The organism is Micromonospora sp. NPDC005298 (assembly GCF_040607375.1).
Taxonomy (GTDB): domain Bacteria; phylum Actinomycetota; class Actinomycetes; order Mycobacteriales; family Micromonosporaceae; genus Micromonospora.
Genome location: NZ_JBEXGP010000001.1, coordinates 428,598 through 454,652, shown reverse-complemented (window position 1 = coordinate 454,652; position 26,055 = coordinate 428,598). Strand labels below are relative to the sequence as shown.

Genomic DNA, 26,055 nt, shown 5'->3' with positions numbered 1-26,055 from the left:
TTGTAAAAGATCCGTAACGGTGAATGCAGAAGCGCAATGAACAGCTCCGGATGTGCTGATCCGGGCGCGCTTCCGCATGCCCGGCGGCGGTGATCCGTCACCGCGTCGGGCGACCACGAGGAGGCTCGACGGTGCGCGGACCGCAGCTCAGACGAGCGGCAATCTGCCTGCTGGTGGCCGTGGCGGCGGTGCCGGTCACGGCGTGCGCCAGCGGACGGCAGGCCGCCGAAAAGCCGATGGCGGCCCCATTAGAGACGCGACGGACCGATCCGGATGTCGAACGGCAGGCCGCCGAAAAGGCGGCACTGGCCGCGTACTCCGGTTATCTCGCGGCTTCCCGCACGGCGAGCGTACGCAGTGATCCACGCGCGCCGGAGCTGTCCCGTTTTCTCGCTGATCCACTTCTCACCCGGGTCCGGTTGTCCATTCACGAGGCCAAGGAGCACGGCGCTATGCGTACCGGGGCTGTGAGGTCCGACCCGACCGTGACGGCGGTCAGCCTGGACGCGACCCCGGCCACCGTGGACATCCAGGACTGCCTGGACACGAGCGCGTACCGGCTGGTCTACGCCAAGGACAAGCGGGTGGTGCCGGGCAGCGGCGGCGGCAGACACCTCTCCACCGCCACCGCCACCCGCTATCCGGACGGCCGCTGGCTCATCAACTCCGGCTCGACACACCGGGACCAGCCGTGCTGACCCGGCGAGGAAGGGGTACGCCCGGCCGGGCCCTCGCCGGGATCGGCCTCGCGCTGCTGCTGGTGGTTGGTGGCACCCTGCCGGCCGCCGCGTCCCGACGCGCCGACCCGGGCGCCAGCTGCCCACCCGACCAGCCCGACTGCAGCGTCTGGGACGACGAACCCGGCACCCCCGGCGGCGGTGGAGACAACGGTGGCGGTGGCGGGAACGACGGCGGTGGTGGAGGCGGCGGCGTCTGCCAGTGGGACGGGCGGACCATCCCCTGCTACCACCCGGTGCTGGGCTGGTTCAACAACGGCGACGGCTGCTACTACAAGCTGGAGGAGCCGCAGCCGGCCAACACTCCCGAGGGCAAGCAGTGGTACCTGCTCACCTGCAACGGCGGTGACCAGGGCAGTCAGCGCGAGGAACTGCGGGACGGTCCGCCGGCCGGGTACGGCGCGCCGCCCGACCCGGAGGAGCTGGCCCGCCGCGCCCTGGCGTCGATCAAGCTGTTGCCGGCGCGGCTGCGCGTCGCACCCCGCAAGGACATCGGCCCCGGACTGGTCGGGCTGCCGGTGTGGATGTGGGCGACCCCGAGCGCCAACTACTTCGGCCCGTTGCGCGCGTCGGCGAGCGACCGTGGCCTGACCGTCTCCATCGAGGCGAAGGTCGACCGGATCGTCTGGGACATGGGCAACAAGAAGGACACCGTCACCTGCACCGGTCCCGGCACCCCGTACGACGCGAAGGGCAGCTACGCCGGTAAACCCTCCCCGGACTGCGGCTTCGACAAGGGCTACCAGAAGGCCGCCACGTACCGCGTCGGCGCCACCACGCACTGGACGGTGCGCTGGTGGACCGACGACGGAAGCGCGAACGACGAGATTCAGGTGACCCGGACCAGCGGCACCGTTCCGATCCAGATCAACGAACTCCAGGTGGTCACCAGATGAGCCTCGCGACGCGCAACGGGACCGGGTCGGTCGACGCGCCGGTCACCCCGCCCAAGGTGGTCCGGCAGCGCCGGGTACGCCCCGGGCTGCTGGGTCTGGCCGTACTCCTGATCGCCCTGGGCGGGTTGGGCGCGGCCTTCGCGGTCACCTCGGTCCGGGCCACCGGCAGCTACCTGGCGGTGGCCCGGCCGGTGGAGGTCGGTCGGGAGATCGGCACCGCCGACCTGATCACCGTGCAGGTCGCCGGGGGGCAGGGGCTGCGGCCGGTACCCGCCAACCGGCTCGACGAGGTGGTCGGCAGGCGCGCCGCCGTGGCGCTGGTGCCGGGCACCCTGCTCACGCTGGCGCAGATCACCGACGATCCGCTGCTCGGCCCTGGCCAGCAGCAGATCGCGCTGGGTCTGAAGACCGCGCAGGTGCCGGCCCGCAGACTGCACCCCGGGGACAAGGTCCTGCTGGTCAGCACCCCGGACAGCAACGCCAACGGAGAGTCGGCCGCCGCCGGCACCCGGTTCTCCGCCACCGTGATCGACGTGGTCAACCAGGCCAACGACGACCAGGTCGTCTATCTGGCGCTCACCACGCGGGACGTGCCGGCGGTGGTGGCGCTCGCCGCGCAGAAGCGGCTCGCCGTCGTGTTGACCGAGGCGGCCTGAGCATGGCGATCGTCGCGCTGGTGTCCGCGAAGGGTTCGCCGGGCGTCACGACCTCGGCGCTGGCCTGCGCGCTGGCCTGGCACCGGCGGCTGGTGCTCGCCGAGTGCGACCCGTCCGGCGGTTCGATCCTCGCCGGCTACCTGGGTGGCCAGTTGGACGGGCCGCGCGGCATCGGTGAGCTGGCCGTCGGTGAGCTGCGCGACGGCAACCTGGAGACCGCGTTCTGGTCCCAGCTGGTCGACCTGGACGCGCCGCGCCGCGAACGGCTGCTGCTGCCCGGTCTCGTCGACCCGACGCAGGCCGGCAGCGTCACACCGCTCTGGCAGCGCTTCGCCGACTACTTCAACGCCCTGGACCGGGGCACCCCCGGCTACGACGTCCTCGTCGACTGCGGCCGGCTGCACGTCGCCGGTCCGCCGTGGCCGCTGCTGCGCGCCGCCTCGGTGGTGCTGCTCGTGACCCGCGCCCACCTGCCCGACCTCTCCGGGACGCGGGCGGCAGTCACCGCGATCGAACGGGACTTCGCCGAGCACCGGGTGCCGCCGGGCACCCTGCGTCTGCTGCTGGTCGGTGACGGGCACGGTCGAGCGGAGATCAGCCGTACGTTGAAACTGCCGGTGATCGCCCGGCTGCCGCATGACCCGCGTACCGCCGGGGTGCTCCGCCTCGGTGGGACCGTGCGGTCCGGACGGCCGCTGCTGCGCGCGGCGGCCGCGTTGGAGGTACCGATCGGCGCCCTGCTCGAACGCCGGCAGGCACGGCTTGCCTGGCCCGTGCAGCAGGGGGTGCCGGATGCGGTTTGAGCCGGTCTCCGCCGACCCCCGCCAGCAGCCGCCGGGCGCCACCTCCACCGCGCCGCCGCTGCCCGCACCGAACGGCCGCCACCAGCACCAGCCCGTGTCGACGCCACCGCAGGCGCCGACGGTCGGCCCGCGACCGCCGGAGCAGCCGTTGCGCCCCCGGATGGACTTCCAGGTCGTCCGGGAGCTGCGCCGGGAACTCACCGAACGGCTCACCCTCTGGCAGCGCGGCCGGGAGTTCACAGTCGACGAGGAGGACACCGAGCGGGCGCGGCTGGCCGTCACGGTCGTCTCCGAGTACGCCGACGCGGTCCGTCGCGCCGGCACCCCGATGGCCGCCGACGAGGAACGCCTGCTGCTCGACCAGGTGACCGCCGAGCTGGTCGGCCTCGGACGACTACAGACCCTGCTGGTCGACGACACGATCGAGGAGGTGCACATCCTCGGCTGCGACCAGGTACGCATCACCCGGCACGGAGGCGGGGTGGACTGGGCCGAGCCGATCGCCGACAGCGACGCCGAACTGGTGGAGATCCTCCAGGCGGCGGCCCGCCGGGCCGGCGCGACCGAACGGTCCCTGTCCACCGTGAAGCCCACCCTCGACCTGCAACTGCCCGACGGCAGCCGGCTGGCCGCCGTGTTCCTGGTGAGCCACCGCCCGTACGCGGTCATCCGCAAGCACAACACCCTGGACGTCAGCCTCGACGATCTGGCCGGCGCCCGGGGCGACCTGGACGAGATGATCGACCCGCTGCTGCGTGACTTCCTGCGCGCGGCGATGCGCGCCGGGCTGAACATCATGGTCGCCGGGCTGGCCGGAGCCGGTAAGACCACGATCATCCGGGCGTTGATGAACGAGATCCCGCCCGACGAGCCGTACGTGCTGTTGGAGGAGAGCCGGGAACTGCTGCCCGCCCGCCGCCGCGAACGGCACCGGGCGGTGATGAGCTTCGAGGCGCGCGAGGGGCACGGCGAGCGCGGCTTCGACGGTCGCCCGGCTGGTGAGGTGACGATCGCCGACCTGATTCCGCTCTCGCTGCGGATGGGCGTGCTGCGGATCATCGTTGGTGAGGTGCGGTCCCGGGAGATCGTGCCGATGCTCCAGGCGATGACGACGAGCCGGGGTTCGATGTGCACCATCCACGCCCGTACGGCAGCCGGTGTGGGTGAGCGGATCGTGGAGCTGGCGTTGGCGCACGGCCGCGAGATGACAGTCGACCAGGCCCGCCGGATGGCCGGCAACGCCCTCGACCTGATCGTCTACGTCACCGTCGAGGACGAGACGGCGATCGGCGGACGCAAGCACCGGTTCGTGTCGCACGTGGAGGAGGTGATCGGCGCCGGCGAGGGTGGCCGGATCACCACCACCACCGTCTTCGGTCCCGGCCCGGACGGTCGCGCGGTCCCCCGGCACCTGCCCGAGCGCGTCCGCGACCAGTTGCTGCGGGTGGGTTACGACGTCCGGCTGCTGACCCGGTGGATCGAGGCCGGTGCGGGCGCCTGGCGTCGCGCCCGGCAGACCCGACTGGCCCGGCGGTGACGTGATGGGAAACAGCCTGGAGTTGATCGCGGTGGTGTCCGGTGCCGCGTGTGTGGCCGGGCTGCTGCTGGCTGTGGCCGCGTTGGTCGGTACCCGACGGCCCGCCGGCCGGGCACCTGGCGCCGGGCCGGGCCTGAGCCGGCTGTGGCGTGGCCCCGGCAGCACTCCCGCCGAGCAGCGCAGCCACCAGGCCCTCCTGGTCGCCGCGGTGATCGCCGGGGCGTTCGCCTTCCTGCTGACCGGGCTACCGGTGGTGGGCCTGCTGGTGGCGGTGGCGGTGCCCGGCACGCCGTGGCTGTTCGGCGTCGGCAAGGCCGAGCAGCGGGCGATCGCCCGGATCGAGGCGGTCGGCGAGTGGACCCGCCGACTCAAGGACGTCTCCAGCACCGGGCAGGGCCTCCAACAGTCGATCATCGGAACGATCGGCAGCGTCCCACCGGGCATCGAGGACGAGGTCCGGTTGCTCGCCGCCCGGCTCCAGGCCGGCTGGACGGCGCGTTCCGCGCTGCTCGCGTTCGCCGACGAGATCGGCGATCCGGTCTGCGACCAGGTGGTCGCGGCGCTGATCCTGCACCTCAGCGACCGGGGCGAGCGGCTGGGCGACGTGCTCGGCTCGATCGCCGGCGCGGCTGCCGCCGAGGTCGCGACCCGTCGGGAGATCGAGGCCAAGCGGACCCAGCCACGGTTCGCGGTCCGCTTCCTCACCGGCATGACGCTGGCCACCCTGGCGTACGGGCTGGTCAACACCGAGTACATCAAGCCGTACGGGACGCCTGTCGGCCAGGTGGTGATGGCCGCCCTCGGTGCCGCGTTCATCGCCCTGCTGGCCTGGGTGCGGTCGATGAGCCAGCCGCAGCGGCCGGCCCGTTTCCTGCCGAAGCCCGACCCCGCCGAGGTGATCGCGTGAGCGCGAGGAGTGCGGCGCGGCGGAGTCCCGCGGTCGCGGACGGAGGGCGGCACCAATGATCGTCAACTGGCAGTTGGCCATCGCGGTGTGCGGCGGGTCGGCGATCGGCCTCGGCCTGTTCCTGGTGGTCCGTGAGCTGGTGCCGGCGACGCCCGCGCTCGGGCCGGCGCTGCGGCGACTGCACCAGCCGCCGGGCGTCGGAATCGCCACCCCCGCGTCCCGCCGGCTGGACTGGTTGAGCGGGCTGTCCCGCTGGCTGCGGCCGCCGCACCGGCAGCTCGCCCTGATCGGCCAGACCCCCGAGCAGTACGCGCTGTCGGTGCTGTTGTCGGCGCTGGTCGGGCTGGCCACACCGACCCTGCTCGGGGTGGCCCTGCTGGCGTTCGGCGTCTCGTTCCCGTTCGCCGTACCGGTGCTGGGCAGTCTCGGCCTGGCGCTGATGGCCGGCCTGCTGGCCCACCGGTCGGTGCTCGCCAAGGCCGACGCCGCCCGCGACGAGTTCCGCCAGGCCGTGTGCACGTACCTGGATCTGGTGGCGTTGCAGCTCTCCGCCGCGCACGGTCCGGTGCAGTCGCTGGAGCGGGCGGCGGCGGTCTGTGACGGCTGGGTCTTCGACCGGCTCCAGGAGTCGTTGCGGATCGCCCAGATGCAGATGCACGCGCCCTGGGACGAGCTACGCGACCTCGCCGACAAGATCGGCATCCCGGAGTTGGGCGACGTCGGCGCGATCATGCGTTCCTCCGGCAGCGAGGGCGCGCAGGTGCACGAGACCCTGCGCAGCCGGGCCGACTCCCTACGGGACCAGATCCGCACCGACAACCTGGCCCGGGCCGAGGGGGTGACCAGTCGACTGGACATTCCGGGGGCACTGCTCGTCTTCGTGCTGCTCGGCTTCGTCGTCTATCCGTTCATCGCCCGTATCTGACCCACCCCCCTGCGAAGGAGTACGTCATGTCCATCCTCAGCTATCTGCACGTCGCGGTGACGGCGCGCCTGGCCGAGCTGAGCCGCGACGGCGAGCGGGGCGACAGCCCCGTACCGACCGCTGTGATCATCTTCGGTCTGGTCTTCGTCGCCACGGTCGTCACCGGCCTGGCCCTCGCCAGGGCCAACAACTGGATGACGAACATCCCGACCTTCTCGAACCCGACGGCCCCGTAGCAGCCACCGAATGAGTCACGCCGCGTTCCCGAGGTGGCGCCGGGCGGTCATCACCGTCCGGCGTCGCTTCGCGCCCGGCGACCGGGAGCGGGGTGCCAACCCGGTGGAGCTGGCCGTGATGATGCCGGTCATCCTGGTGCTGCTCTTCGGCTCGATCCAGGTCGCGACCGTCTTCCTGGCCCGCTCCACCGCCCTGAACGCCGCGCAGAGCGGCGTCAACGCCCAGCGGGTGCAGCAGGCGGAGGACGGCGCCGGGGTGGCCCGCGCGACCCAGTTCCTCGTGAACGCGGGCGGCTGGCTCGTCGGCTGGGACACCCCCGGACCGACCTGCGTGACCACCGACGCCGACACCGAGGTGACCTGCACGGTGACCGGCCGATCCCTGTCGGTCATACCGGGTGTGGACTTCGCGGTGCAGCAGACCGCCCACGGAACCGTGGAGAGGGTGACCCAGCCGTGACCCGTACCGCCGAACGGGGTTCGGTCTCCATCGAGGTGGCCGTGCTCGCGCCCGCGTTCATCGCGCTGATGGTGCTGGCCGGTGTGGTCGGCCGCAGCGCGGTGGCGGCGGAGTCGCTCGAGGCCGCCGCGCACGACGCGGCGCGCGCCGCCTCGATCTCCCGGGACGCCGGTACCGCCCGGACGGCCGCCGTGGAGGCTGCCCAGAAGCAGCTGGACTGGCACGGCCTGGCCTGCGCCAACACCCTGAACCCGACGTTCTCCGGCTCGGTGGCCGGCACGGCGTCCAGCTTCGAGGACGCGTTCAGCAGCCCGGTCGGCGTGAACGCCACGGTGACCGTGCGGATCAGTTGCCTGGTGTCCTTCAAGGACGTGTCGCTCGACGTCCTGCCCGGGATGCCGACCGGCAACCAGATCACGGCGAGTTTCACGTCGCCGCTGGACCGGTACCGGAGCCGGCAGTGACCAGGCCACCGACCGGGGACCACGGCCGGGTGAGCATCTTCCTGGCGGTGGCGATGCTCGGCGTACTGGCAATCGTCGGCCTCTCCTTCGACGGCGCGGGGCAGCTGCGCACCCTGCAACGCGCCGACAACCTGGCCGCGGAGGCGGCACGGGCCGGCGGCCAGGCCATTGACCGGGCCACCGCGATCGAGGGCGGCCCGAAACGGATCGACCAGCCGGAGGCGACCGTGGCTGTCGCCAACTACCTCGGCTCCGCCGGCACGACCGGCCACACCGTGAGCTTCCCGCAGGTCGGCGGGGAAACCCTGATCCGGGTGACCGTCACGATCACCTACCAGCGCTCGATGCTCGGGCTGTTCGGCTTCCCCCAGACGGTCACCGTCACCGGCGAGGCGACCGCGCGGGCCGTCACCGCAGGACCATAGGAAGGGAGAGGCAGCCATGCCCGCATCGGGTGGTTCCGTCGTACGGCGGACCGGACGCATCCTCACCGGCGTCGGTGCGCTGGTCGTGCTCTGCGCGTTGCTGGGCGGCGCGCCGATCGCGCTGATCGCCTTCGCCGGCAACCCACTGCCCGACCACCTGCCCACCATCGGCGAGGTGGGCACCGCGCTGACCAGCCGCGACGACGGTCAACTCTTCCTGCGGGGACTGGCACTCGCGGGCTGGTTCGGGTGGGCCACGTTCGCCTTCTCCGTCCTCGTCGAACTGGGCGCGCAGACCCTGCGCCGGCCAGCTCCGAAGCTGCCCGGGATGAGCCGTCAGCAGAAGGCCGCAGCCGCCCTGGTCGGCTCGGTCGCGCTGATCCTCGCCGCCAGCCCGGCCGCCGCCAGCGCCGCCGCGGTACACGCCGGTCCGGCGTACACCCAACCCGCCCCGGCTGCGGTCAGCACCCTGGCAGCGCCGACCCGCGCGGCCGCGCCACCCGACACGTCGGCACCGGTGTACCGGGTGGCGCGGGGTGACTACCTGGGCGAGGTGGCCGAGCGGTACCTGGACGAGTTCGGCGACTACCGGAGACTGGCCGAGCTGAACCGGCTGGACGATCCGGACAAGATCCGCCCCGGTCAGCTGCTCCGCCTGCCGGCCGAGGCCGCCGACCAGGGCAGACGGCTCCACGCCACCGGCCGGGTGGTGAGCCGACCCACCCCGCCGAAGCCGCCGGCGCCCCGCCCGGCGCCCGAGCGGACGGCACCGCGGCCGGCGGATCCGGCGCCATCCAGCGGTACGGAGTCGGCCGGTCAACCGCCGACGATGACCGTCGGCGCGGCACGGGCCGGAGCCACCGACCGGGTGAACCGACCGCTCGCGGTCTCCGCGGTGCTGGCCGTGGCGAGCATCGTCGGCGCCCAGATCGGCGCGGTGCTCGGGTTGCGCCGCCGCCCGGCAACCGCCGGTGCGGCACCGCGCCTGGCGGCCACGTCCCGGACCGCCGGGGGCCGCAGCAGTGGCCGGACGGCCCGGACCAACGCCGGGGCGGCTCGTGACAGCGGCGGGACGGGGCCCACCGGCGTGCCGGCCCGGATACGCGACGAAGGCCGCGTCGGCGACGACAGCCCCGGCGGGTTGTTCACCGATGGGCACGGTCTCGAAGACGTGCCGGACGGTCCGGAGGTCGGCCGCCACCGGCGGAGCTGACCCCACGGACGATCGGTCCGCCGGCGAGTTGCCCGGAGAGCGACATACCTCTGAGTCATAAATATGACCTGGAGGCATATCGGCCGTCGGCGACACCACCGGTCACCGGAGGGTCTGGTGCGCCCGGCCGCTCAGGGCAGGCGGGTCTGGAGCATGCCGTTCTCGATCCGGGTGGGCAGGATCTGCTGGTCGTTGCCGGACGGACCCTGCACGACCTCGCCGCCGTTCAGGCGGAACGCGCTGCCGTGCCACGGGCAGACCACGCAGGCGTGGCCGTCGATCTCCTGCACCTCGCCCTCGCCGAGCGGCCCACTCTGGTGCGGGCAACGCTCCAGCATCACGGTGACCTCGTCGCCGTGGCGGTAGAGGATCACCGAGACGTCGTCCACCTCACGGGTGATCAGTGTGCGCTGCGGCAGGCTGGCCATGTCCGCCAGCGAGTGCCAGCCGTCGCTGATCCGGTGCAACTCGGACACGCTCTGGTTGACCTGCGCGCCCTGCTTGTACGCCAGGTGGCCACCGATGTAGGCACCGAGGCTCACCGCGGAGAGGCCGAGGAAGCCGAGGGCGCGGCCAACGCCGTGCCGCCCGGACAGCCGCGCGGCCAGCGAGCCCGCGTAGAGGCCGACGCCGACCGTGTTCGCGGCGGCGTGCACCAGGCCGACCCGCCGCTGGTCGCGGGACAGGGCTGCCCAGTCGTTGAGCCCGGCGACGGCGGCCGGCACCGCGCTCACGGTGCCGAGACCGACCAGCACGGTGGCGGGTCGGCGCTGGCCGGGCATGAGGTCCAGCACCGCGGCGCTGATCCACGCGCCGACCGGCACCTGCACCATCGCCGGGTGCAGCGGATGCCCGAGGGTCACCCCGTGCAGCAGGTCGCGCAGCCGGCGGGGCCGCAGCGTCCCCAGGACGATCTTCTGCAACCGGTCGCCAGCGCTGTCCAGCCGGGAGTCCTGCTCAACTTTCGTCAAAAGTGCTCGCACGAGTACCGACTTCCCGGCGATCGCCGTAGCAAACCGGTCCCCAACGACAAACCTCCCCACCCACGCCGCCGATCTTGCGGTTTCTGCTCCGACGAATCGGCGGCACAAGCCGCGAAACACCGCCCGAAAGTGCAAGATCGACGGGGATTGTGGGGGTGGGGTGGGGCGGGCATGCTGGAGCGCGTGAGTGTTCGGGTGGAGCGGGTCGGGGCGGTCAGCACCATCGTTCTCGACCGAGCTGACGTGCGGAACGCCGTTGACGGGCCGACGGCGCGGGCGCTGGCGGACGCGTTCCGGGCCTTCGACGCCGACCCGGACGCGGCGGTCGCCGTGCTCTGGGGCGCGGGCGGCACGTTCTGCGCCGGCGCCGACCTCAAGGCGATCGGCACGCCGAGCGGCAACCGCGTCGAACCCGAGGGGGACGGGCCGATGGGTCCGACCCGGATGACGCTCGGCAAACCCGTGATCGCGGCGATCTCCGGGTACGCGGTGGCCGGCGGGTTGGAGCTGGCGCTCTGGTGTGACCTGCGGGTCGCCGAGTCCGACGCGACGCTCGGGGTGTTCTGCCGGCGGTGGGGCGTACCCCTGATCGACGGTGGCACGGTCCGGCTGCCCCGGCTGATCGGCGAGAGCCGCGCGATGGACCTGATCCTCACCGGCCGTGCGGTGCCGGCGGACGAGGCGTACTCGATGGGGTTGGTCAACCGGTTGGTGCCGCCCGGCCAGGCGCGAGCCGCGGCCGAGGAGCTGGCGGCGACGATCGCCCGGCATCCCCAGACCTGCCTGCGCAACGACCGGGCGGCGGTGCTGGCCGGCGCGGGTCGGCCCGAGCCGGAGGCCATGGCAGCCGAGCTGGCGTACGGGATGGACTCGCTGGCCAGCGACGCGGCGGCCGGCGCGGCCCGGTTCGTCGCGGGCGAGGGCCGGCACGGCACGACGCCGCCGGGAGGGTCGGGCCTCCCGACGGCGTCGGCTACCGGGTGAATCAGTTGCGGTTGATGGTGAACGTCGACGTGGGGTTCTGGATGTCCACGGCGTTGTTGCTCAGGCGGAGGTTGTTGAAGGTGACCGACCCGACGGCCGGCCCCTGCCCGGCCTCCGGCATCGGGTTGGCCCAGATCGCGAAGCCGGACTTCGCGTCGTAGGCGTCACCGCTCTTGCGCGCCCCGCTGATGGAGATGTTGGTGAAGACCGTGTCGGTGATCGGGTTCTGCGGCTGCCCACCGACGTAGTTGGTCTGGAACATGATGCCGCTGTACGTCGGGTCGACGATGTCGACGTCGCTGACCCGGATGCCCTGGAACACCTTCGAGGCGGAGAAGACCCAGATCGCCGGGAAGGTCTGCCCGCCCCAGAAGTGTCCACCGGCCCGCACTATCGAGATGTTCTCGAACCGGGTGGGCGGGCTGGCACCGAAGCCGTTCATCGGGTAGCCGAAGTCGAGCGAGCTGATGGTGATGCCGGAGTAGACGAGCGTGTCCGCGATGTAGATGTTGCGGAACGTGTTGCCGTAGCCGCCGTACACGGCCACACCGGCGGCCCGCCAGGTCAGCGTCGACGTCAGGTTCTCGTAGACGTTGTCCCGCATGTCGGCGCCGCCCGCGTCGATCGCCGAGAACAGCGCGAAGCTGTCGTCGCCGGTGGCCCGGGCGTCGTTGTTGCTGACCAGGTTGTTGGTGCTCCCGTTCGTCATGTTGATGCCGTCGGCGAACATGTTCCGGATCCGGGAGTTCTTGATCGTCATGTAGTCGGTGTTCGCGCCCCAGTACAGGCACACCATGTGCTCGTTCCAGATGTTGTCGATCACGATGTTCGACACGTTGGCGAAGTCGAACACCTTGCCCGGGCCGTCGATCCTCGACGTGTAGTTGCCGAAGTAGGCGAAGTTCTTGAACGACGAGTTGGCCGCCGAGTTCTCGGCCCGGAAGCCGATGTCGGTGTTGTCCTGGCCCGCCGGGGCGTTGAACCGGGTGTACCAGGGGCCGGCGCCGGTCACCTGGACCGCCTTGCCGTACACCTGGAACTTCGACGAGGTGGAGTAGTTGCCGGCCGGCAGGTACACCCCGATGAGGTTGCCGGTGGTGTCCATCCGCACCCGGTCCAGGGCGTTCTGCACGTCCTGGTGGGTGAAGCCGGTCGGCGTGGTGTAGCGGGCCGGGTCCGGGTTGGCGATCGGTGCCACCTGCTCGGTGTTGATGAAGTCGATCGCGTACGTGGTGGTGTTGGCCGGGTCCTTCTGGAGGCGGATCTTGCTGCCGGCCGGGACCGTCGAGTTGAGCATGACGTTCGCTTCGTCGTAGATGTGCCGGGGCCCGCCCGCGCTCGGCGAGTTGCCCGGGCTGGTCTCGTTGCCGTAGAGCCAGGCGTAGCGGGACGTCAGGTCGATGGCCTTGTGGAACGTTCCGTTGACGTAGACGTTGAGCGTCGAGTTGATCCCGCCGCCGCCCGGGGCGTCCGGGATGGAGAAGCGGGTGACGAGCGTGTTGGTGCTGGCCCGGGTGGTGAACTCGACGTAGCTGCCGGTCGAGTTGAGGGTCACCGCCCGCCGGCCCGACGCCTCGCCGGCCAGGTCGCCGACCTCCCGGTTCGGCCCGACGACGCTGGCGCCGCCGCCGACCACGCCGTCCTCGGCCTCGTACATGTCGTACGGCATGTTGGCGCCGCGACCGACGAAGAGCGGGCGGTCACTGGTGTTGTTCGCCTGCTTGACCGGCAACTCGTTGGCGTCGGTGGCGAGGACCACCCGGACGGTGTACTTGCCGTTCGCGGCGGTCCAGGTGCCCAGGTTGATCGGGCCGACTGTCGCACCGGCGTTGATCACACCGGAGTACGAGCCGGTCAGGGTACGGACCACGATGCCGGACTCGTTGAGCACGGTCAGGGTGATGCCGTGCGCGCCGGACGCGGACGCCTGGTTGCCGGCGTTGCGGATCGACACGGAGAAGGTGACCGTGTTGCCGGCCGACGGGTTGCCCGGTGACCAGCCGGCCGCCGAGGCGACCAGGTCGGAGCTGGCGACCGCGGCGACGACCAGCGGGCTCGGGTTGGTGTAGCTGTTGTTGGTGTCGTCCTGCTCGACGACGGTGTTCGACTCGTCGACCTTGGCGCTGAGCGGGTAGCTGCCCGCGTCCCGGGTGCCGATGCTGGCGGTGACGGTCGTCGAGGCGCCGGCCGCGAGGGCACCGACGGACGCGGTGCCGACCCGGGTGGAGCCGAGGTAGAAGTTGACGTTCGTCGCGCCGGAGGCCGCCGAGCCCGCGTTGCGGACGGTCGCGGAGAGCGTGACGGCGCTGGTCTCCACGGGTGCGGACGGGCTGAACGACATGCCGGTCACGGTCAGGTCCGGGTTCGGCGCCGGGGTGCCGAAGACCTGGAACTCGGCCACCTGCCCGGCCGGGGCGCCGGTGTTCGAGGCGATCGAGAGCCGTACGTCGGCCGCCGCGCCGGAGACCGGGATGGTCACCGTGTTGCCGCTGCCCGGGTTGAAGGTGTAGTTCGCCGCGCCGACCAGCGTGGTGAAGCTCGACGAGCCCTGGTCCCGGCCGAGCACCGTGATGTTCTGGGTACGCGTGCCCCACGCCGAGTCCGGGTTGAGCTTCAGCACGACCTGGCTGAGGCTGGCGTTCGCGCCCAGCTGCACGGTCAGCGTGCTCGGGTTGCCGTTGCCCTCCCAGTAGGTGGCCACGTTGTTGTCGTTGGCGTTGGTCGCCACGAACGTGTGCACGTACCCGGAGGCGGTGATGGGCTTGCCGACCGCCAGGTTGGAGCCGGTCGGCGGGTTGCCGGTGCCGGTCCGGGTCACGGTGTTGCTGTTCGCCGACTGGTTGCCGGCCGCGTCCTTGGCCCGGACGTAGTACGAGACCGTGGCGCTGTCGGGCTGGCTGTCGGTGTAGGTGAGCGTCGAGCCGCTGACGCTGCCGCGCAGTGCGCCGTTGGCGTACACGTCGTAGCCGGTCACCCCGACGTTGTCGGTGGACGCCGACCAGGTGAGCCGGACCTGCCCGCTGGCGGGCTGGGTGTAGGCGAGGTTGCCGGGCACGCTCGGCGCCTGGGTGTCGGTGCTGCCGCTGGCGCCGTACACCTCGACCTCGGCGAGCTGGGCGGCCGGCCAGCCGGTGTTGCCGGTGACCTGCACCCGTACGTAGCGGGTGCTGGCAGCGGTGAAGCTGACGGTGGCGGTGTTGCCGCTGGCCGGGTTGAACGTGTAGCCGGCGGACGCCTTCAGGGTGGTGAAGGTCGAGCCGTTCGTGGAGCCGAGCACCGACAGCGTCTGGGTGCGGGTCTGCCAGTCCGACGCGGGCGGCAGCTTGAGCACGACCCGGTCCACGCTGACCGTGGCGCCTAGGTCGGCCTGGATCCACTGCGGGAACGCGTTGTTGGCGCTCTCCCAGTAGGTCGACGCGTTGCCGTCGTTGGCGTTGCCCGCCACGTAGTTCTGGTTGTAGCTGCTGGCGGTCATCGTGGCCGAGAGCCCGGCGAGCAGAGCCATCCGGGCAGCGGACGCGGACGCGTCGACCGCCGGTGCGGCGCTGGCCGTGGGGGTGACGACCGGGGCGGCGGCGAGGAGCAGGCCGGCGAGCGCGCCGGCGAGCATCCTGCTGGTGGTGTGGGGCGCTCCGCTCGGCGGAGTCCCTCGTCTGGTGAAGGTTCTGGACATGGGGTCGCTACACCTCTTTCGGGGGTGGGGTGTGGTGCGTTGCCCGGTGACGGGTGCAGGGGTACGCCCGTCGTGCCGCGACAGGTGGGGGACGGGTTGGGGGACGGGACGGTGGCCGACCCGGGGCCGCGCTGCACCCGGATGGCCCAGACCGGGTGGCCCCCGCCCTGGCCGGGCGGGGGCCGCCGGTCTAGCTGGAATAGACCTCGAACTCGCTGAGCTGGCCGGCCGGCCAGCCGCTGTTGCCGGTGACGGTCAGTCGCAGGTACCGCTGGCTGCTCGCCGTGAAGGTCACCGTGACGGTGTTGCCGCTGGCCGGGTTGAAGGTGTAGCCGGCGGACGCCTTCAGGGTGCTGAACGACGAGCCGTTCGTGGAGCCGAGCACCGACAGCGTCTGTGTACGCGTCTGCCAGGCCGAGGACGGTGGCAGCTTCAGCACGACCCGGGACACCGTTCGGCCGGTGCCCAGGTCCACAGTCACCGACTGCGGGAACGCGTTGTTGGCGCTCTCCCAGTAGGTGTTCGGGTTGCCGTCCACCGCGTTGGTCGCGGCGTACACGTCGGAGTGGCTGGTCTCGGTGACCGGTCGTCCGGCCGCCAGGTTTCCGCTGGGGGGCGGGGTGGTTGACGGTGGGGTGGTCGGCGGCGGGGTGGTGGACGTGCTTCCGTACACCTCGACCTCGGAGAGTTGCGCGGCCGGCCAGCCGGTGTTGCCGGTGACGGTGACCCGGACGTAGCGGCGGTCACCGGCGGGCAGCCCGATCGACACCGTGTTGCCCGCGCCGGGGTCGAAGACCCGACCGGCGGACGACGCCAGGGTGGTGTACGACGAGCCGTCGGTGGAGCCGAGCACCGACAGCGTCTCGGTGCGGTTCTCCCATCCGGCGGGCAGCTTGAGCACCACCCGGTCGACCGACCGGGCCGCGCCCAGGTCGACGGTGATCGTCTGCGGGAACGCGTTGTTGGCGCTCTCCCAGTAGGTGGCCGGGTTGCCGTCCACCGCGTTGCCCGCCGTGTAGCTCTGGTTGGTGCTGGTGGCGGTCGCCGGCCGGTTCAGCGCCAGGTTTCCGCCGGTGGGCGGCGGGGTGGTCGGGGGTGGCGTGGTGGTGGGCGGGGGTGTGGTGGTCGGCGGCGGGCTGGTCGGGCCGCCACCCCACTGCGGGGCCGGCCACGGGCCGCAGTACGGGGTCGGGGTGTACCAGCCGGAGTTGCCGGCGCCCTGGGTGATCTGAAAGCCACCGCCCACGCAGTTGTGGATCGGGTTGCTCTGCGCGATGTTGCTGGCCCGTACGTTGGTGAAGGACACCTGGCTGGGCGCCTGCACCTGGAGGGCGTACGTGCCGGCGCCGTCGATCCGTACGTTCGTGAGGTTGATCCCGCTGGTCTGGCCCTCGATCCAGTGCAGTGCCGCGTACGAGCTGTCCAGGATGTCGGTGTCGGTGATGTTGATGGTGGGGTTCTGGAACTCCTCGTTGAGGGCGGAGAACCAGATCGCGCCGACACCGAAGTTCCAGTTGTAGTCAGAGTTGCCGTTGCGGATCAGGGTGTTCCGGGCGATCGTCCAGGTGCCCTGGACTCCGGTGGCGCCCTGCACGCCGGGGTATCGGTTGGCGACGTGGATGCCGCCGCCGTTGGTCAGCGAGTCGGCTGTCACGTTGTCGGTGATCTTGATGTCCCGACCGCCGTAGCTGACCAGGTGGTTGGCCAGCAGCGTCACGCCGATGGTGTTGTGGGTGAAGGAGTTGTTGACGTTCGGCACGTTCTGCGCCCACATCGCCAACGCGTCGTCGCCGGTGTTGCGGACGAACGTGTTCGTCACCGTCGAGTTGGTCACCCCGGTGTGGAGGTTCACCCCGTCCGCGGTCTGGTCCAGGATCCGGCTGTTGCGGATGGTGAAGTTGTCCATCGGGCCGTCCATCCACGCCCCGACCTTGGTGTTCTCCAACCACAGGTTGTCCACCACCGAGTTGGACATCGCCCCACCGAGGGCGTTGACCTGGTCGTCGTCCATCCGTTCCCGGATGTCACCGATGATGGCGAAGTCCCGCAGCGTGACGTTGCGGCTCGGACCGCCGGCCTCGTGCTGCCGGATCTCGCCGGTGTAGCCGCCGCCAGGGACGTACTTGCCGTAGACGCCGGCCGCGCGCTTGCGGTCGGTGGGGTGCCGGCCGCCGAGCACCGAATACCACGGCCCCGCGCCGCGCAGGGTCACCCCGTCGACCACCACGTGGTCCCAGAGGGTGAAGGTGCCGGTCGGGATCCAGACCGCTCTGCCCTGGGCCTTTCCCGCGTCGACCGCCGCCTGGAACCTCGCGGTCGAGTCGGTCGCGCCGGTCGGGTCGGCGTTGAAGTCGGTGACCACGTCGAGTACGCCGGCGGGCTTGGCGATCGGCGCGACGAGCTCGAAGTCGGCCAGGTCGACGGTGAAGCTGGGCGACTGGGCGGTCGAGGAGACCTGGAGGCGGATCTTGGTGCCGGCCGGATAGGTGCTGCCGAACAGGGCCCGGGTCTCGTCGTAGAAGTGGTGCGGGTTGGTGTCACCCGGGTTGTTGTTGAACGGGTAACCGCCGTAGTACCAGCCGTACCTCGATGTCACCGGCACCGACTTGAGCACGGTCCCGTTGGCCCGCAGGTCGATGGCGGCGTCCCGCCCGGTGCCGGACGGGCTGTCCGGAATGCTGAGCCGGAACGTGACCGCGTTCGCCGGGGCGGTGAGCGTGAACTCGACGTACTCGCCGACGGCGTCGAGGGTGACCGCCTCCCGACCGGACGCCTCCGACGGCAGCGTGCCGTAGCGGCGGTCCGGGCCGATCTTCGTACCGTTGTGGGCGGCCTTCTCCGCCTCCTGCTCGACGAACGGGACTGTCGCGCCGCGGCCGGCGATGTCGAAGGGGGACAACCCGGCCGCCGAGGCCGGGGTGGCGGTGCCGGTGACCGCGAGGACGGTCACCGATGTCGCGGCGAGCAGGGTGGCGGCGATGGCGGCCAACCCTGCCCGGGTCGGGTGTCGAAGGTGGTGCGGGGTGCCGGTGGTGTGGTTGGCCATGAGCTGCGCTCTCCCTTTCGTCAGGCAGGCCAGGTCCCCCCGTTGCGGTGCGGCGCGTCGCGTCTTCTCCCGTTCCTCCTCTCTTTCGGGGTGGTGTGGTGCCGGCGGTCGGGACGGGACCGCCGGCACCACGGCTGTGGGTCAGGTCCGGGTGGCGCCGTCCGCCGCGGGCAGCTCCGCGGTACGCAGCCAGACGGCCGTGTCCGACGGCAGCAGCCCGTCGTCGAGTGGCCCGCTGGCCAGCAGCACCTCCGCGTCGGCGGGCATCGCCACCGGCGTGTCGGAGAGGTTGACCAGGCAGCGGAAGCCACCGCCCCGGTTGAACGCGAGCACCCCGTCCGGGGCGGGCAGCCAGTTCAGCTCGCCGTCCCCGAGTGCCGCCTCGGCCCGGCGGATCGCGATGGCCGCCCGGTACAGCTCGAGCATCGAGGCCGCGTCACCGGTCTGCGCCCGAGCCGTCCGGTCCTTCCAGTCGGCCGGCTGGGGCAGCCACGGCGCGGCCGAACCCTCGGGGCTGAACCCGAACGGAGGCTCGTCGCCGGTCCACGGCAGCGGTACGCGGCAGCCGTCCCGGCCGGGGTCGACCCGACCGGACCGTTCCCACATCGGGTCCTGGCGCAGCGCGTACGGGATGTCCTCGACCTCGTAGAGGCCCAGCTCCTCGCCCTGGTAGACGTAGGCGGCGCCGGGCAACGACAGGGAGAGCAACGCGGCGGCGCGAGCACGACGGGTGCCCAGTTCCAGGTTGGTGGGGATCCCTTCGCGCTTCGCGGCGAAACTGAACGTCGTGTCGGCACGGCCGTAGCGGGTGACGTGGCGGGTGACGTCGTGGTTGGAGAGCACCCAGGTGGCCGGCGCGCCGACCGGGGCGTGCGCGCTCAGCGTCCCGTCGATGCTCTCGCGCAGCGCCGAGGCGTCCCAGGCGCAGCCGAGGAAGTCGAAGTTGAAGGCCGCGTGCAGCTCGTCCGACCGCAGGTAGTTGGCGAACCGCTGCCGGTCCGGGAGCCACACCTCGCCGATCAGGGCCCGGTCCGCGTACTCGTCGGCGACGCGCCGCCAGCCCCGGTAGATGTCGTGCACCCCGTCGAGGTCGTGGAACGGGTGCGGCTGCCCGGGAAGGACCTCGGGCAGCGTCCCGTCCTTGACCAGCAGGCCGGCCGAGTCGATCCGGATGCCGTCGACTCCCCGGTCGAACCAGAACCGCAGGATGTCCTCGAACTCTGCGCGGACCCGGGGGTGGTCCCAGTTGAAGTCCGGCTGCTGGGGTGCGAACAGGTGCAGGTACCAGTCGCCGGGGGTGCCGTCCGGGTTGGTGGTCCGGGTCCAGGTCTCGCCACCGAACTCGCCGATCCAGTCGGTGGGCCGCTGGTCGCCGTTCGGTCCGCGCCCGGGCCGGAACCAGAACAGGTCCCGTTCGGGTGCCCCGGGGCCGCCGGCGAGCGCCGCCTGGAACCACGGGTGCGCGTCGGAGCAGTGGTTGGGTACGACGTCGACGATGGTCCGGATGCCGAGCGCGTGTGCCTCCGCGATCAGGGCCTCCGCCTCGCCGAGCGTGCCGAAGACCGGGTCGATGTCGCGGTAGTCGGACACGTCGTAGCCGGCGTCCGCCATCGGCGACGGGTACCAGGGACTGAACCAGATCGCGTCGACACCAAGCGCGGACAGGTGGTTCAGGCGTGACCGGATACCTGCGATGTCACCGATGCCGTCACCGTTGCCGTCGGCGAAGCTGCGTGGGTACACCTGGTAGATAACCGCTCCACGCCACCACGGACTGCTGTCTGCTGTGGACACGAGCACCTGCTTTCTGCGTCAGTACGTCGCCGGGTACGCCGGTGGCGATTGTGTGTCGGACGAACGGCCGTTGTTCGCTCCGCTGTCTGCGGTGGTGGCTATCCCTTGATGCTGCCTGCGGTCAGGCCGGACATGATGTTCCGCTGGAAGATCAGGAAGACGATAACGGTCGGGATCGCGGCGATGACCGACGCGGCGATCACAACGTTCATCGGTGTACCGCCCGCGAAGGAGTAGATGCCGACACTGACCGTGCGGGTCTCCGGTGAGGGCATGACCAGCTTCGGCCAGAGGAAGTCCTTCCAGACCGCCGTCATGGCCAGAATCGCGACGACGCCGAGGATCGGGCGTGACATCGGCAGGATGATCGACCAGAGGGTACGCAGCGGCGTCGCCCCGTCCACCAGCGCCGCCGCCATCAGTTCCTCCGGAATCGAGTCGAAGAATCGTTTCAGCAGGAAGATGTTGAATGCGTTGGCGACAAGCGGCAGCCAGATGGCGAACGGCGAATCGAGCAGATTGATGTGCAGGATCGGCAGGTCGATCACGGTCACGTACTGCGGGACGATGAGCACCATGGCCGGGATCATCAGCGTGGCGAGCATCAGCCCGAGGATCACGTTTCCGAAGACCGGCCGCAGTTTCGACAACGAGTACGCGGCGGCCGCGTCGAGAACCAGTTGGAACAGCACCGCGCCGATGGCGTAGTAGAACGTGTTGAACAGCAGCTTGGCGAGTTCCAGGTTGTTCCAGGCGTCGATGTAGTTCTGCGGCTGCGGGTCCTTCGGAAACAGCGTGGGTGGGGTCTGCGCGATCTCCTGGCCGGACTTGAGCGCGCCGGTGACCATCCAGTAGAGCGGCCCGAGGAAGACGAGCGTGAAGCCCACGACGACGACGGTGAGCAGCGTCCAGTAGATGACCCGCCCGCGTCCTCGGCGGAGCTGGGCCTGGGAGATGAGGGTCCGGGTTCCGGAATCCTGTGCCATTCCGCGCCGTCCTAGTCCTGTTTCGCAGTCAGCCGCACGTAGACGGCGGAGAAGCCGGCCAGCACCACGAGCATGAGCACGCCCAGTGCGGCAGCGCCGTTGAGGTCGTTCTGAAAGAACCCGTGCTGGTAGATGAGGTACGCCACGGTGGTCGCGGAATCCTCCGCGCCCGCACCGTTGGCGAGGATCAGCGGTTCGATGAAGAGCTGCATCGTGGCGACGATCTGGATCATCGCCAGGAGCGCGAGGATGAGCCGGGTCTGCGGGATCGTGACGTGACGGATCCGCTTCCAGATCCCGGCACCGTCGAGTTCGGCGGCCTCGTACAGCTCGCCGGGGATGTTCTGGAGCGACGCCAGGTAGATCAGGACGGCGCCGCCCATGTTCATCCAGGTGGACGCGATCACCATGGCCGGCATCGTCATCTCCGGCGACTGCATCCACTGGGACGTGGGCAGGTGCAGCGCCTTGAGGATCGCGTTGAACAGCCCCGCGTCGCTGGGGTCGTACGCGTAGAACTTGAAGAGGTAGAGAGCCGAGGCCGGCGGCAGCATCACCGGCAGGTACACCAGGATCCGCAGGTACCCCTTGGCGTGCCGGAACTCGTTGAGCACGACCGCCACGAAGAACGGCACCGCGTACCCGAGCACGAGCGCGAGCACCGTGAAGTACAGGGTGTTCTTCCAGGCGGGCCAGAAGCTGGGGTCGGCGATGATGCGGGTGTAGTTGTCCCAGCCCACCCAGGTGGTCTCGCCGCGCCGGGTGCGCTGGAAGCTCATCACGATTCCGCGCACCATCGGGTACCAGGAGAAGACGACGAAGCAGAGCACCGCGCCGATCAGGAACGCGTGACCGGTGAGGTTGTCCCGTACCTTGCGACCGAGGCTCGTACGCTGCGGCCCCGCCGGGTACGGCGACGGCGGACGACCCGCTTCCCGGGGGACCTGCGGGACGGTGGTGATCGCCAAGGCAACTCCTGGGTGAGTCGGTGACGTCTGGGTCCGGTGTGGACGGTGTGGGGGCCGGGTCGGCGTTCCGGCCCCCACACGCTCGGTCAGCTCTCGGCGGCGAGGAGCTGGTTGACCTTCTCCTCGGCGGTCTTGAGCAGCGCGTCGATGTTCGCGTTCGGGTTCGTCAGCACCCCGGACATCGCGGCGTCGAGCACCGCGTAGATCGCCTGCGCGTTGCGCGGCTCACCCTTGATCGGCACCGGGGTCGCCTCGAAGAGCGCGAAGTTGGCGGTGTCGACGTTCGCGTTCGCCTTGCGCAGCTCCACTTCCTGCTTCTGGGCCTCGCTGCCGTTGGCGAAGAGCAGCGGCTGGGGCAGACCCACCGGGTAGTTCTGCGGCTTGGCCCGGACGTAGTCGAACTGGCCCTTGCCCGGGGTCAGCTTCTGGTACGCGATCCACTTCATGCCGGCCTTGACCTGCTCGGGGGTGAGGTCCTTCTTGAAGAAGTAGCCCTCGCCGCCGCCGAGCGTCCCCTTCGCGGGGCCGTCCTGGCCGGGCAGCGGGCTCATCGCCCAGTCCTGGAACTTGCCCTGGAACTGGCTGACGATCGCCTGGGTGGCGTCCGGTGCGCCGATGAACATGCCGACCTTGCCGCCGCCGGCGTTGGTCAGCAGGTCACCCCACTGGAGGAGCTGACGGGAGCCCATGCTGTTGTCGCCGTACCGCATGTCCTTGAGGTTCTGCAGGACCTGCTTGCCCATCGCGTTGTTGAAGTCGGCCTTCTTGCCGTCCTCGGTCAGCACCCGGCCGCCCTGCGAGTAGAGCAGTGAGGTGAAGTGCCAGCCGCCGGTGTTGCCGGCGCTGTACTCCGAGTAGCCGGCGATGCCGTTGCCGAGGGCGGAGATCTTCTTGGCTGCGGCCCGGACGTCGGCCCAGGTCTTCGGCGGGTTGTTCACGTCGAGCCCGGCCTGCTGGAACAGGACCTTGTTGTAGACCAGGCCCATCGAGTAGTTCTTCACCGGGACGGCGTAGAGCTTGCCATCGTCGGTGAAGACCTCCTTGAGCGCCGGGTCGACGCTGTCCCAGGTGGGGATGTTGTCCTTGTTGGCGTACTGGGTGATGTCCATCGCCTGGCCGGAGTCGAGCACCTGCTGGACGTCGGTCATGTACCCGTAGAAGACGTCGGTCACGGTGCCGCCGGCGAGGCGGGCGGTGAAGTCCGGCGGGTTGTTGCACTGCTCGCCGACGCTGACGCTCTTGATGACGATGTCCGGGTTCTGCTTCTGGAACTCGGCGACGTCGTCGTTCCAGTTCTTCAGCAGCTCTTTCTGGGCACCGACGGGCTGGCAGTCGACGGTGATGGTGACCTTGCCGCCGGCGGTCGCGCCCTTGTCGTCGCTCTTCGTGGAGCACGCCGTGAGGCTGAACCCCAGGCCGGCCACGAGCGCCAGCGCCGCAGCCTTTCGGTATTGCGGTACGGACATCTGTCCATCCCTTCGGGAACGGGTGTCTCCAGGGTTTCGCTGATCTGCGGTGATGCGACCTGACGCCCTGTAGCTGCGCCGGAGCCAGGCGTGAGTGGAGTCACTGTAACGAGGCCGACTCATTTCAGCAAGGTATCGATCTCGTTGTGAAAGGACGCGACTTCATTACGACAGATGTCGACAGGAGCTGCGTTTGCACCTGGTTTGGTCCGCTTTGGACAACAAAAAGGCCGCCGACCGCGGGAAGCGGTCGACGGCCGAAGCGCGTCGGGCGGGTGCGGCCTAGCGGCCGGGCGCGGGAGCGGTGGAGCCGCGTACCACCAGCTCCGGCTCGAACAACAGCTCGTCGTGCAGCACGCCCACGCCCTCGATCTGGGTGACCAGCAGATCCACGGCGGCCTGCCCCATCGTCTCGATCGGCTGCCGCACCGTGGTCAACGGCGGGTCGGTGCAGGTCATGAACGCCGAGTCGTCGAAGCCCACCACCGACACGTCGGTGGGCACCGTACGACCCAGCCGGCGGGCCGCGCGGATCGTGCCCAACGCCAGGACGTCGCTGGCGCAGATGATCCCGGTGACGCCCCGCTCCACCAACTTCGTCGCGGCGACCCGCGCCCCCTCCATGGAGAAGCTGGAGCGCTCGACACACTCCGCGTCGGCCTCGCTCCAGCCCGCGGCCCGGACCATCGCGTCGAGTTTGCGGCGGGACGGCACATGCCCCTCCGGGCCGAGCACCATCCCGATCCGCTCGTGCCCGAGCGAGCGCAGGTGCCCGTACGCCTGCTCCACGGCCACCGCGTCGTCGGTGGAGACCCGGGGGAAGCCCAGTTCGTCCACACCCGCGTTGACCAACACCACCGGCAGACCCCGGTCGGTCAGCCGTCGGTAGTGGTCGTGCCGGGCGTCGGCGAGCGCGTACGAACCGCCGGCGAAGATCACTCCGGAGACCTGGTGGTCGAGCAGCATCTCCACGTAGTCCATCTCGGAGACGCCGCCGATGGTCCGGGCGCAGAGAGCCGGGGTGTAGCCGCGCTGGGCGAGAGTCCCGGTGACGACCTCGGCCAGCGCCGGGAAGATCGGGTTCTGCAACTCGGGCAGCACCAGCCCGACCAGCCGGGCGCGTTCGCCGCGCAGCTTGGTCGGTCGCTCGTAGCCGAGCACGTCGAGCGCGGTCAGCACGGCCGTCCGGGTCGACTCGGAGACTCCGTCGCGGCCGTTGAGGACCCGGCTGACGGTGGCCTCGCTGACGCCCGCCTTCTTGGCAACTTCAGTCAACCGCTTGGTCACGGGCGCAATGGTACGTCGGCCTGATGAAAGAAATGAACAGCGGACCGGTCAGAATTTGCTGCGAATTTGCTGTGCCGAACGCGGAACGCCGTCACCGCAGATTGCGCAGCGCGTCCTCGATGGCCCGGTGGAACGTCGGGTACGCGTAGATCATGTGCCGCAACTGACTGATCGGCACCGCCGCGTGCACCGCCACCACCAGCGCGGACAGCACCTCACCGCCGGACGGGCCGACCGAGGTCGCACCGATCAGCACGCCCTGGTCGGCGTCCGCGATCAGCTTGATGAAACCCTCGTCACCGACCTGGTGGATCCAGCCCCGGGTCGAGCTGCCCAGCTTCGTGTACCCGATCTGCACGTTGATGCCACGGTCACGGGCCTGCCGCTCGGTCAGCCCCACCGCGCCGACCTCGGGATCGGTGAACGTCACGCGGGGCAGCGCACGGTAGTCGGCGCGCGGCACACTGCCCGCCGATCCGCTCGATCCGCTCGCGGCGAGTGAACTGGACGCGCCCATCGCGCCGCCCACCACGCTCGCGGTCCCGCTGGCGTCCGGGCCGGCCGCCGCCAGCCGGGCGCGCGCCAGCACGTCGGCGATCACGATCGCCGCCTGGTACATGGCGATGTGGGTGAAGGCGCCCTCACCGGTCACGTCACCGACCGCCCAGATGCCGTCGGTGACCTGGAGCCGGTCGTCCACCGACAGGAACCGCTGCTCCGCGTCCAACCCGACCGTGTCCAGCCCCAACTCCTCCAGGTGGGCGCGGCGGCCGGTCACCACCAGCAGCTGGTCGGCGGTGAACTCCGCCCCACCGTCGCCCCGCAGCGTGAACCGGCTCCCGTCGTGCTCGACCCGCTCGGCCCGTACCCCGGTGTGGATCTCCACACCGTCGGCGCGCAGCGCCGCGGCGGCGACCTCGGACGCCTCCGGTTCCTCGACGGCCAGCACCCGGTCCAGCGCCTCCACCACCGTGACCCGCACACCGAAGCGGGCGAAGACCTGGGCCAGTTCCAACCCGATGGCCCCACCGCCGAGCACCAGCAGCGACGCCGGCAACCGCTCGACCTCGATCGCCTGGTGGTTGGTCCAGTACGGGGTGTCGGCCAACCCGTCGATCGGCGGCACCGACGGACGGGTGCCGGTGCCCAGCACGATGCCGTGGCGGGCCTGGAACACCTGGTCACCGACGCGGACGCGGCCCGGACCGTCGATCCGGCCGCTGCCCCGGACGAACCGGCCGCCCCGGTCGGTGAACCGGCGCACCGCCACCGTGTCGTCCCAGGTGTCGGTGGCCTCCTCACGGATGCGCCTCGCCACCGGCGCCCAGTCCGGCTGGACCTGCGCCGTCCCGGCCAACCCGTCGACCCGACGGGCCTCGGCGAGCGCGTTGGCGGCCCTGATCATCATCTTGCTCGGGATGCAGCCCCAGTACGGGCACTCGCCACCGACCAGGTCCCGTTCGACTCCGACGACGCTCAGGCCGGCCTCGGCGAGACGCCCGGCCACCTCCTCGCCGCCGACGCCGAGCCCGACCACGACCACATCCACCAGCTCCGGTTCCGCCACCCTGACAGCATCCCCCAGCGGCATCACCCCAACCACCGGGGT

The 26,055-nt window shown here is 70.8% G+C and carries 21 protein-coding genes and 1 pseudogene; 13 read left to right on the top strand and 9 right to left on the bottom strand.

Annotation, left to right across the window (positions count from 1 at the left end; all coding sequences use genetic code 11):
- Positions 1-236: 236 nt before the first annotated feature.
- From ABZS77_RS02225 to ABZS77_RS02170, 12 genes and pseudogenes are all read left to right on the top strand, one after another.
- Positions 237-698, top strand: a complete 462-nt coding sequence (locus tag ABZS77_RS02225; RefSeq protein ID WP_354817107.1) for a hypothetical protein — start codon at positions 237-239, stop codon at positions 696-698.
- Between the two features lie 59 nt (positions 699-757).
- Positions 758-1,633, top strand: a complete 876-nt coding sequence (locus ABZS77_RS02220) for a hypothetical protein (RefSeq protein WP_354817104.1) — start codon at positions 758-760, stop codon at positions 1,631-1,633.
- The gene (locus tag ABZS77_RS02215; RefSeq protein WP_354815797.1) at positions 1,630-2,289 is read left to right on the top strand and encodes an SAF domain-containing protein; all 660 of its coding nucleotides are present in this window, start codon (positions 1,630-1,632) and stop codon (positions 2,287-2,289) included. Before ABZS77_RS02220 ends, ABZS77_RS02215 begins: the two co-directional genes overlap by 4 nt.
- Positions 2,290-2,291: 2 nt before the next feature.
- Positions 2,292-3,092, top strand: coding sequence for a ParA family protein (locus ABZS77_RS02210; RefSeq protein ID WP_354815794.1), 801 nt, complete (start codon positions 2,292-2,294; stop codon positions 3,090-3,092).
- On the top strand, positions 3,082-4,629 hold the full coding sequence (locus ABZS77_RS02205; protein ID WP_354815791.1) for an ATPase, T2SS/T4P/T4SS family: 1,548 nt from the start codon (positions 3,082-3,084) through the stop codon (positions 4,627-4,629). Before ABZS77_RS02210 ends, ABZS77_RS02205 begins: the two co-directional genes overlap by 11 nt.
- 4 nt (positions 4,630-4,633) lie before the next feature.
- Positions 4,634-5,536, top strand: coding sequence for a type II secretion system F family protein (locus ABZS77_RS02200; protein WP_354815788.1), 903 nt, complete (start codon positions 4,634-4,636; stop codon positions 5,534-5,536).
- A 55-nt stretch (positions 5,537-5,591) separates the two neighbouring features.
- Entirely contained in the window at positions 5,592-6,461 is an 870-nt protein-coding gene (locus tag ABZS77_RS02195; protein WP_354815785.1) for a type II secretion system F family protein, read from the top strand.
- A 26-nt stretch (positions 6,462-6,487) separates the two neighbouring features.
- Positions 6,488-6,697, top strand: coding sequence for a hypothetical protein (locus tag ABZS77_RS02190; protein ID WP_354815782.1), 210 nt, complete (start codon positions 6,488-6,490; stop codon positions 6,695-6,697).
- A 10-nt stretch (positions 6,698-6,707) separates the two neighbouring features.
- Positions 6,708-7,157: a TadE/TadG family type IV pilus assembly protein gene (locus ABZS77_RS02185; RefSeq protein ID WP_354815779.1), complete on the top strand. Its 450-nt coding sequence runs from the start codon at positions 6,708-6,710 to the stop codon at positions 7,155-7,157.
- Positions 7,154-7,621 (top strand): TadE/TadG family type IV pilus assembly protein, encoded by a 468-nt coding sequence (locus tag ABZS77_RS02180; protein ID WP_354815776.1) that lies wholly within the window; start codon positions 7,154-7,156, stop codon positions 7,619-7,621. The genes ABZS77_RS02185 and ABZS77_RS02180 overlap by 4 nt, the downstream gene beginning before the upstream one ends.
- A 53-nt stretch (positions 7,622-7,674) precedes the next feature.
- Positions 7,675-8,046, top strand: a complete 372-nt coding sequence (locus tag ABZS77_RS02175; protein ID WP_354817101.1) for a hypothetical protein — start codon at positions 7,675-7,677, stop codon at positions 8,044-8,046.
- A gap of 16 nt (positions 8,047-8,062) precedes the next feature.
- Positions 8,063-9,013 (top strand): annotated as a pseudogene (locus ABZS77_RS02170) (LysM domain-containing protein); the annotation flags it as partial.
- Positions 9,014-9,390: 377 nt separating this feature from the next.
- Here ABZS77_RS02170 and ABZS77_RS02165 read toward each other — a convergent pair.
- A complete protein-coding gene (locus ABZS77_RS02165; protein WP_354815773.1) occupies positions 9,391-10,242 on the bottom strand; it encodes a Rieske 2Fe-2S domain-containing protein in 852 nt (283 codons plus the stop codon).
- 183 nt (positions 10,243-10,425) lie between these two features.
- Here ABZS77_RS02165 and ABZS77_RS02160 point away from each other — a divergent pair, with 183 nt between their 5' ends.
- Complete coding sequence (locus tag ABZS77_RS02160) at positions 10,426-11,226, top strand: crotonase/enoyl-CoA hydratase family protein (RefSeq protein ID WP_354815770.1); 801 nt, start codon at positions 10,426-10,428, stop codon at positions 11,224-11,226.
- Position 11,227: 1 nt separating this feature from the next.
- Here ABZS77_RS02160 and ABZS77_RS02155 read toward each other — a convergent pair whose 3' ends face one another.
- The 8 genes from ABZS77_RS02155 to ABZS77_RS02120 form a co-directional block, all read right to left on the bottom strand.
- The gene (locus ABZS77_RS02155) at positions 11,228-14,899 is read right to left on the bottom strand and encodes a discoidin domain-containing protein (protein ID WP_354815767.1); all 3,672 of its coding nucleotides are present in this window, start codon (positions 14,897-14,899) and stop codon (positions 11,228-11,230) included.
- Positions 14,900-15,089: 190 nt separating this feature from the next.
- Positions 15,090-17,945: a discoidin domain-containing protein gene (locus ABZS77_RS02150; protein WP_354815764.1), complete on the bottom strand. Its 2,856-nt coding sequence runs from the start codon at positions 17,943-17,945 to the stop codon at positions 15,090-15,092.
- A gap of 141 nt (positions 17,946-18,086) precedes the next feature.
- Entirely contained in the window at positions 18,087-19,739 is a 1,653-nt protein-coding gene (locus ABZS77_RS02145; RefSeq protein WP_354815761.1) for an alpha-amylase family glycosyl hydrolase, read from the bottom strand.
- 98 nt (positions 19,740-19,837) lie between these two features.
- On the bottom strand, positions 19,838-20,725 hold the full coding sequence (locus ABZS77_RS02140; protein WP_354815758.1) for a carbohydrate ABC transporter permease: 888 nt from the start codon (positions 20,723-20,725) through the stop codon (positions 19,838-19,840).
- A gap of 11 nt (positions 20,726-20,736) precedes the next feature.
- Complete coding sequence (locus ABZS77_RS02135; RefSeq protein WP_354815755.1) at positions 20,737-21,693, bottom strand: sugar ABC transporter permease; 957 nt, start codon at positions 21,691-21,693, stop codon at positions 20,737-20,739.
- Positions 21,694-21,779: 86 nt separating this feature from the next.
- Positions 21,780-23,159 (bottom strand): extracellular solute-binding protein, encoded by a 1,380-nt coding sequence (locus ABZS77_RS02130; RefSeq protein WP_354815752.1) that lies wholly within the window; start codon positions 23,157-23,159, stop codon positions 21,780-21,782.
- A gap of 282 nt (positions 23,160-23,441) precedes the next feature.
- Complete coding sequence (locus ABZS77_RS02125) at positions 23,442-24,446, bottom strand: LacI family DNA-binding transcriptional regulator (protein WP_354815749.1); 1,005 nt, start codon at positions 24,444-24,446, stop codon at positions 23,442-23,444.
- A gap of 91 nt (positions 24,447-24,537) precedes the next feature.
- Positions 24,538-26,037, bottom strand: a complete 1,500-nt coding sequence (locus ABZS77_RS02120) for an NAD(P)/FAD-dependent oxidoreductase (protein WP_354815746.1) — start codon at positions 26,035-26,037, stop codon at positions 24,538-24,540.
- Between the last annotated feature and the right edge of the window lie 18 nt (positions 26,038-26,055).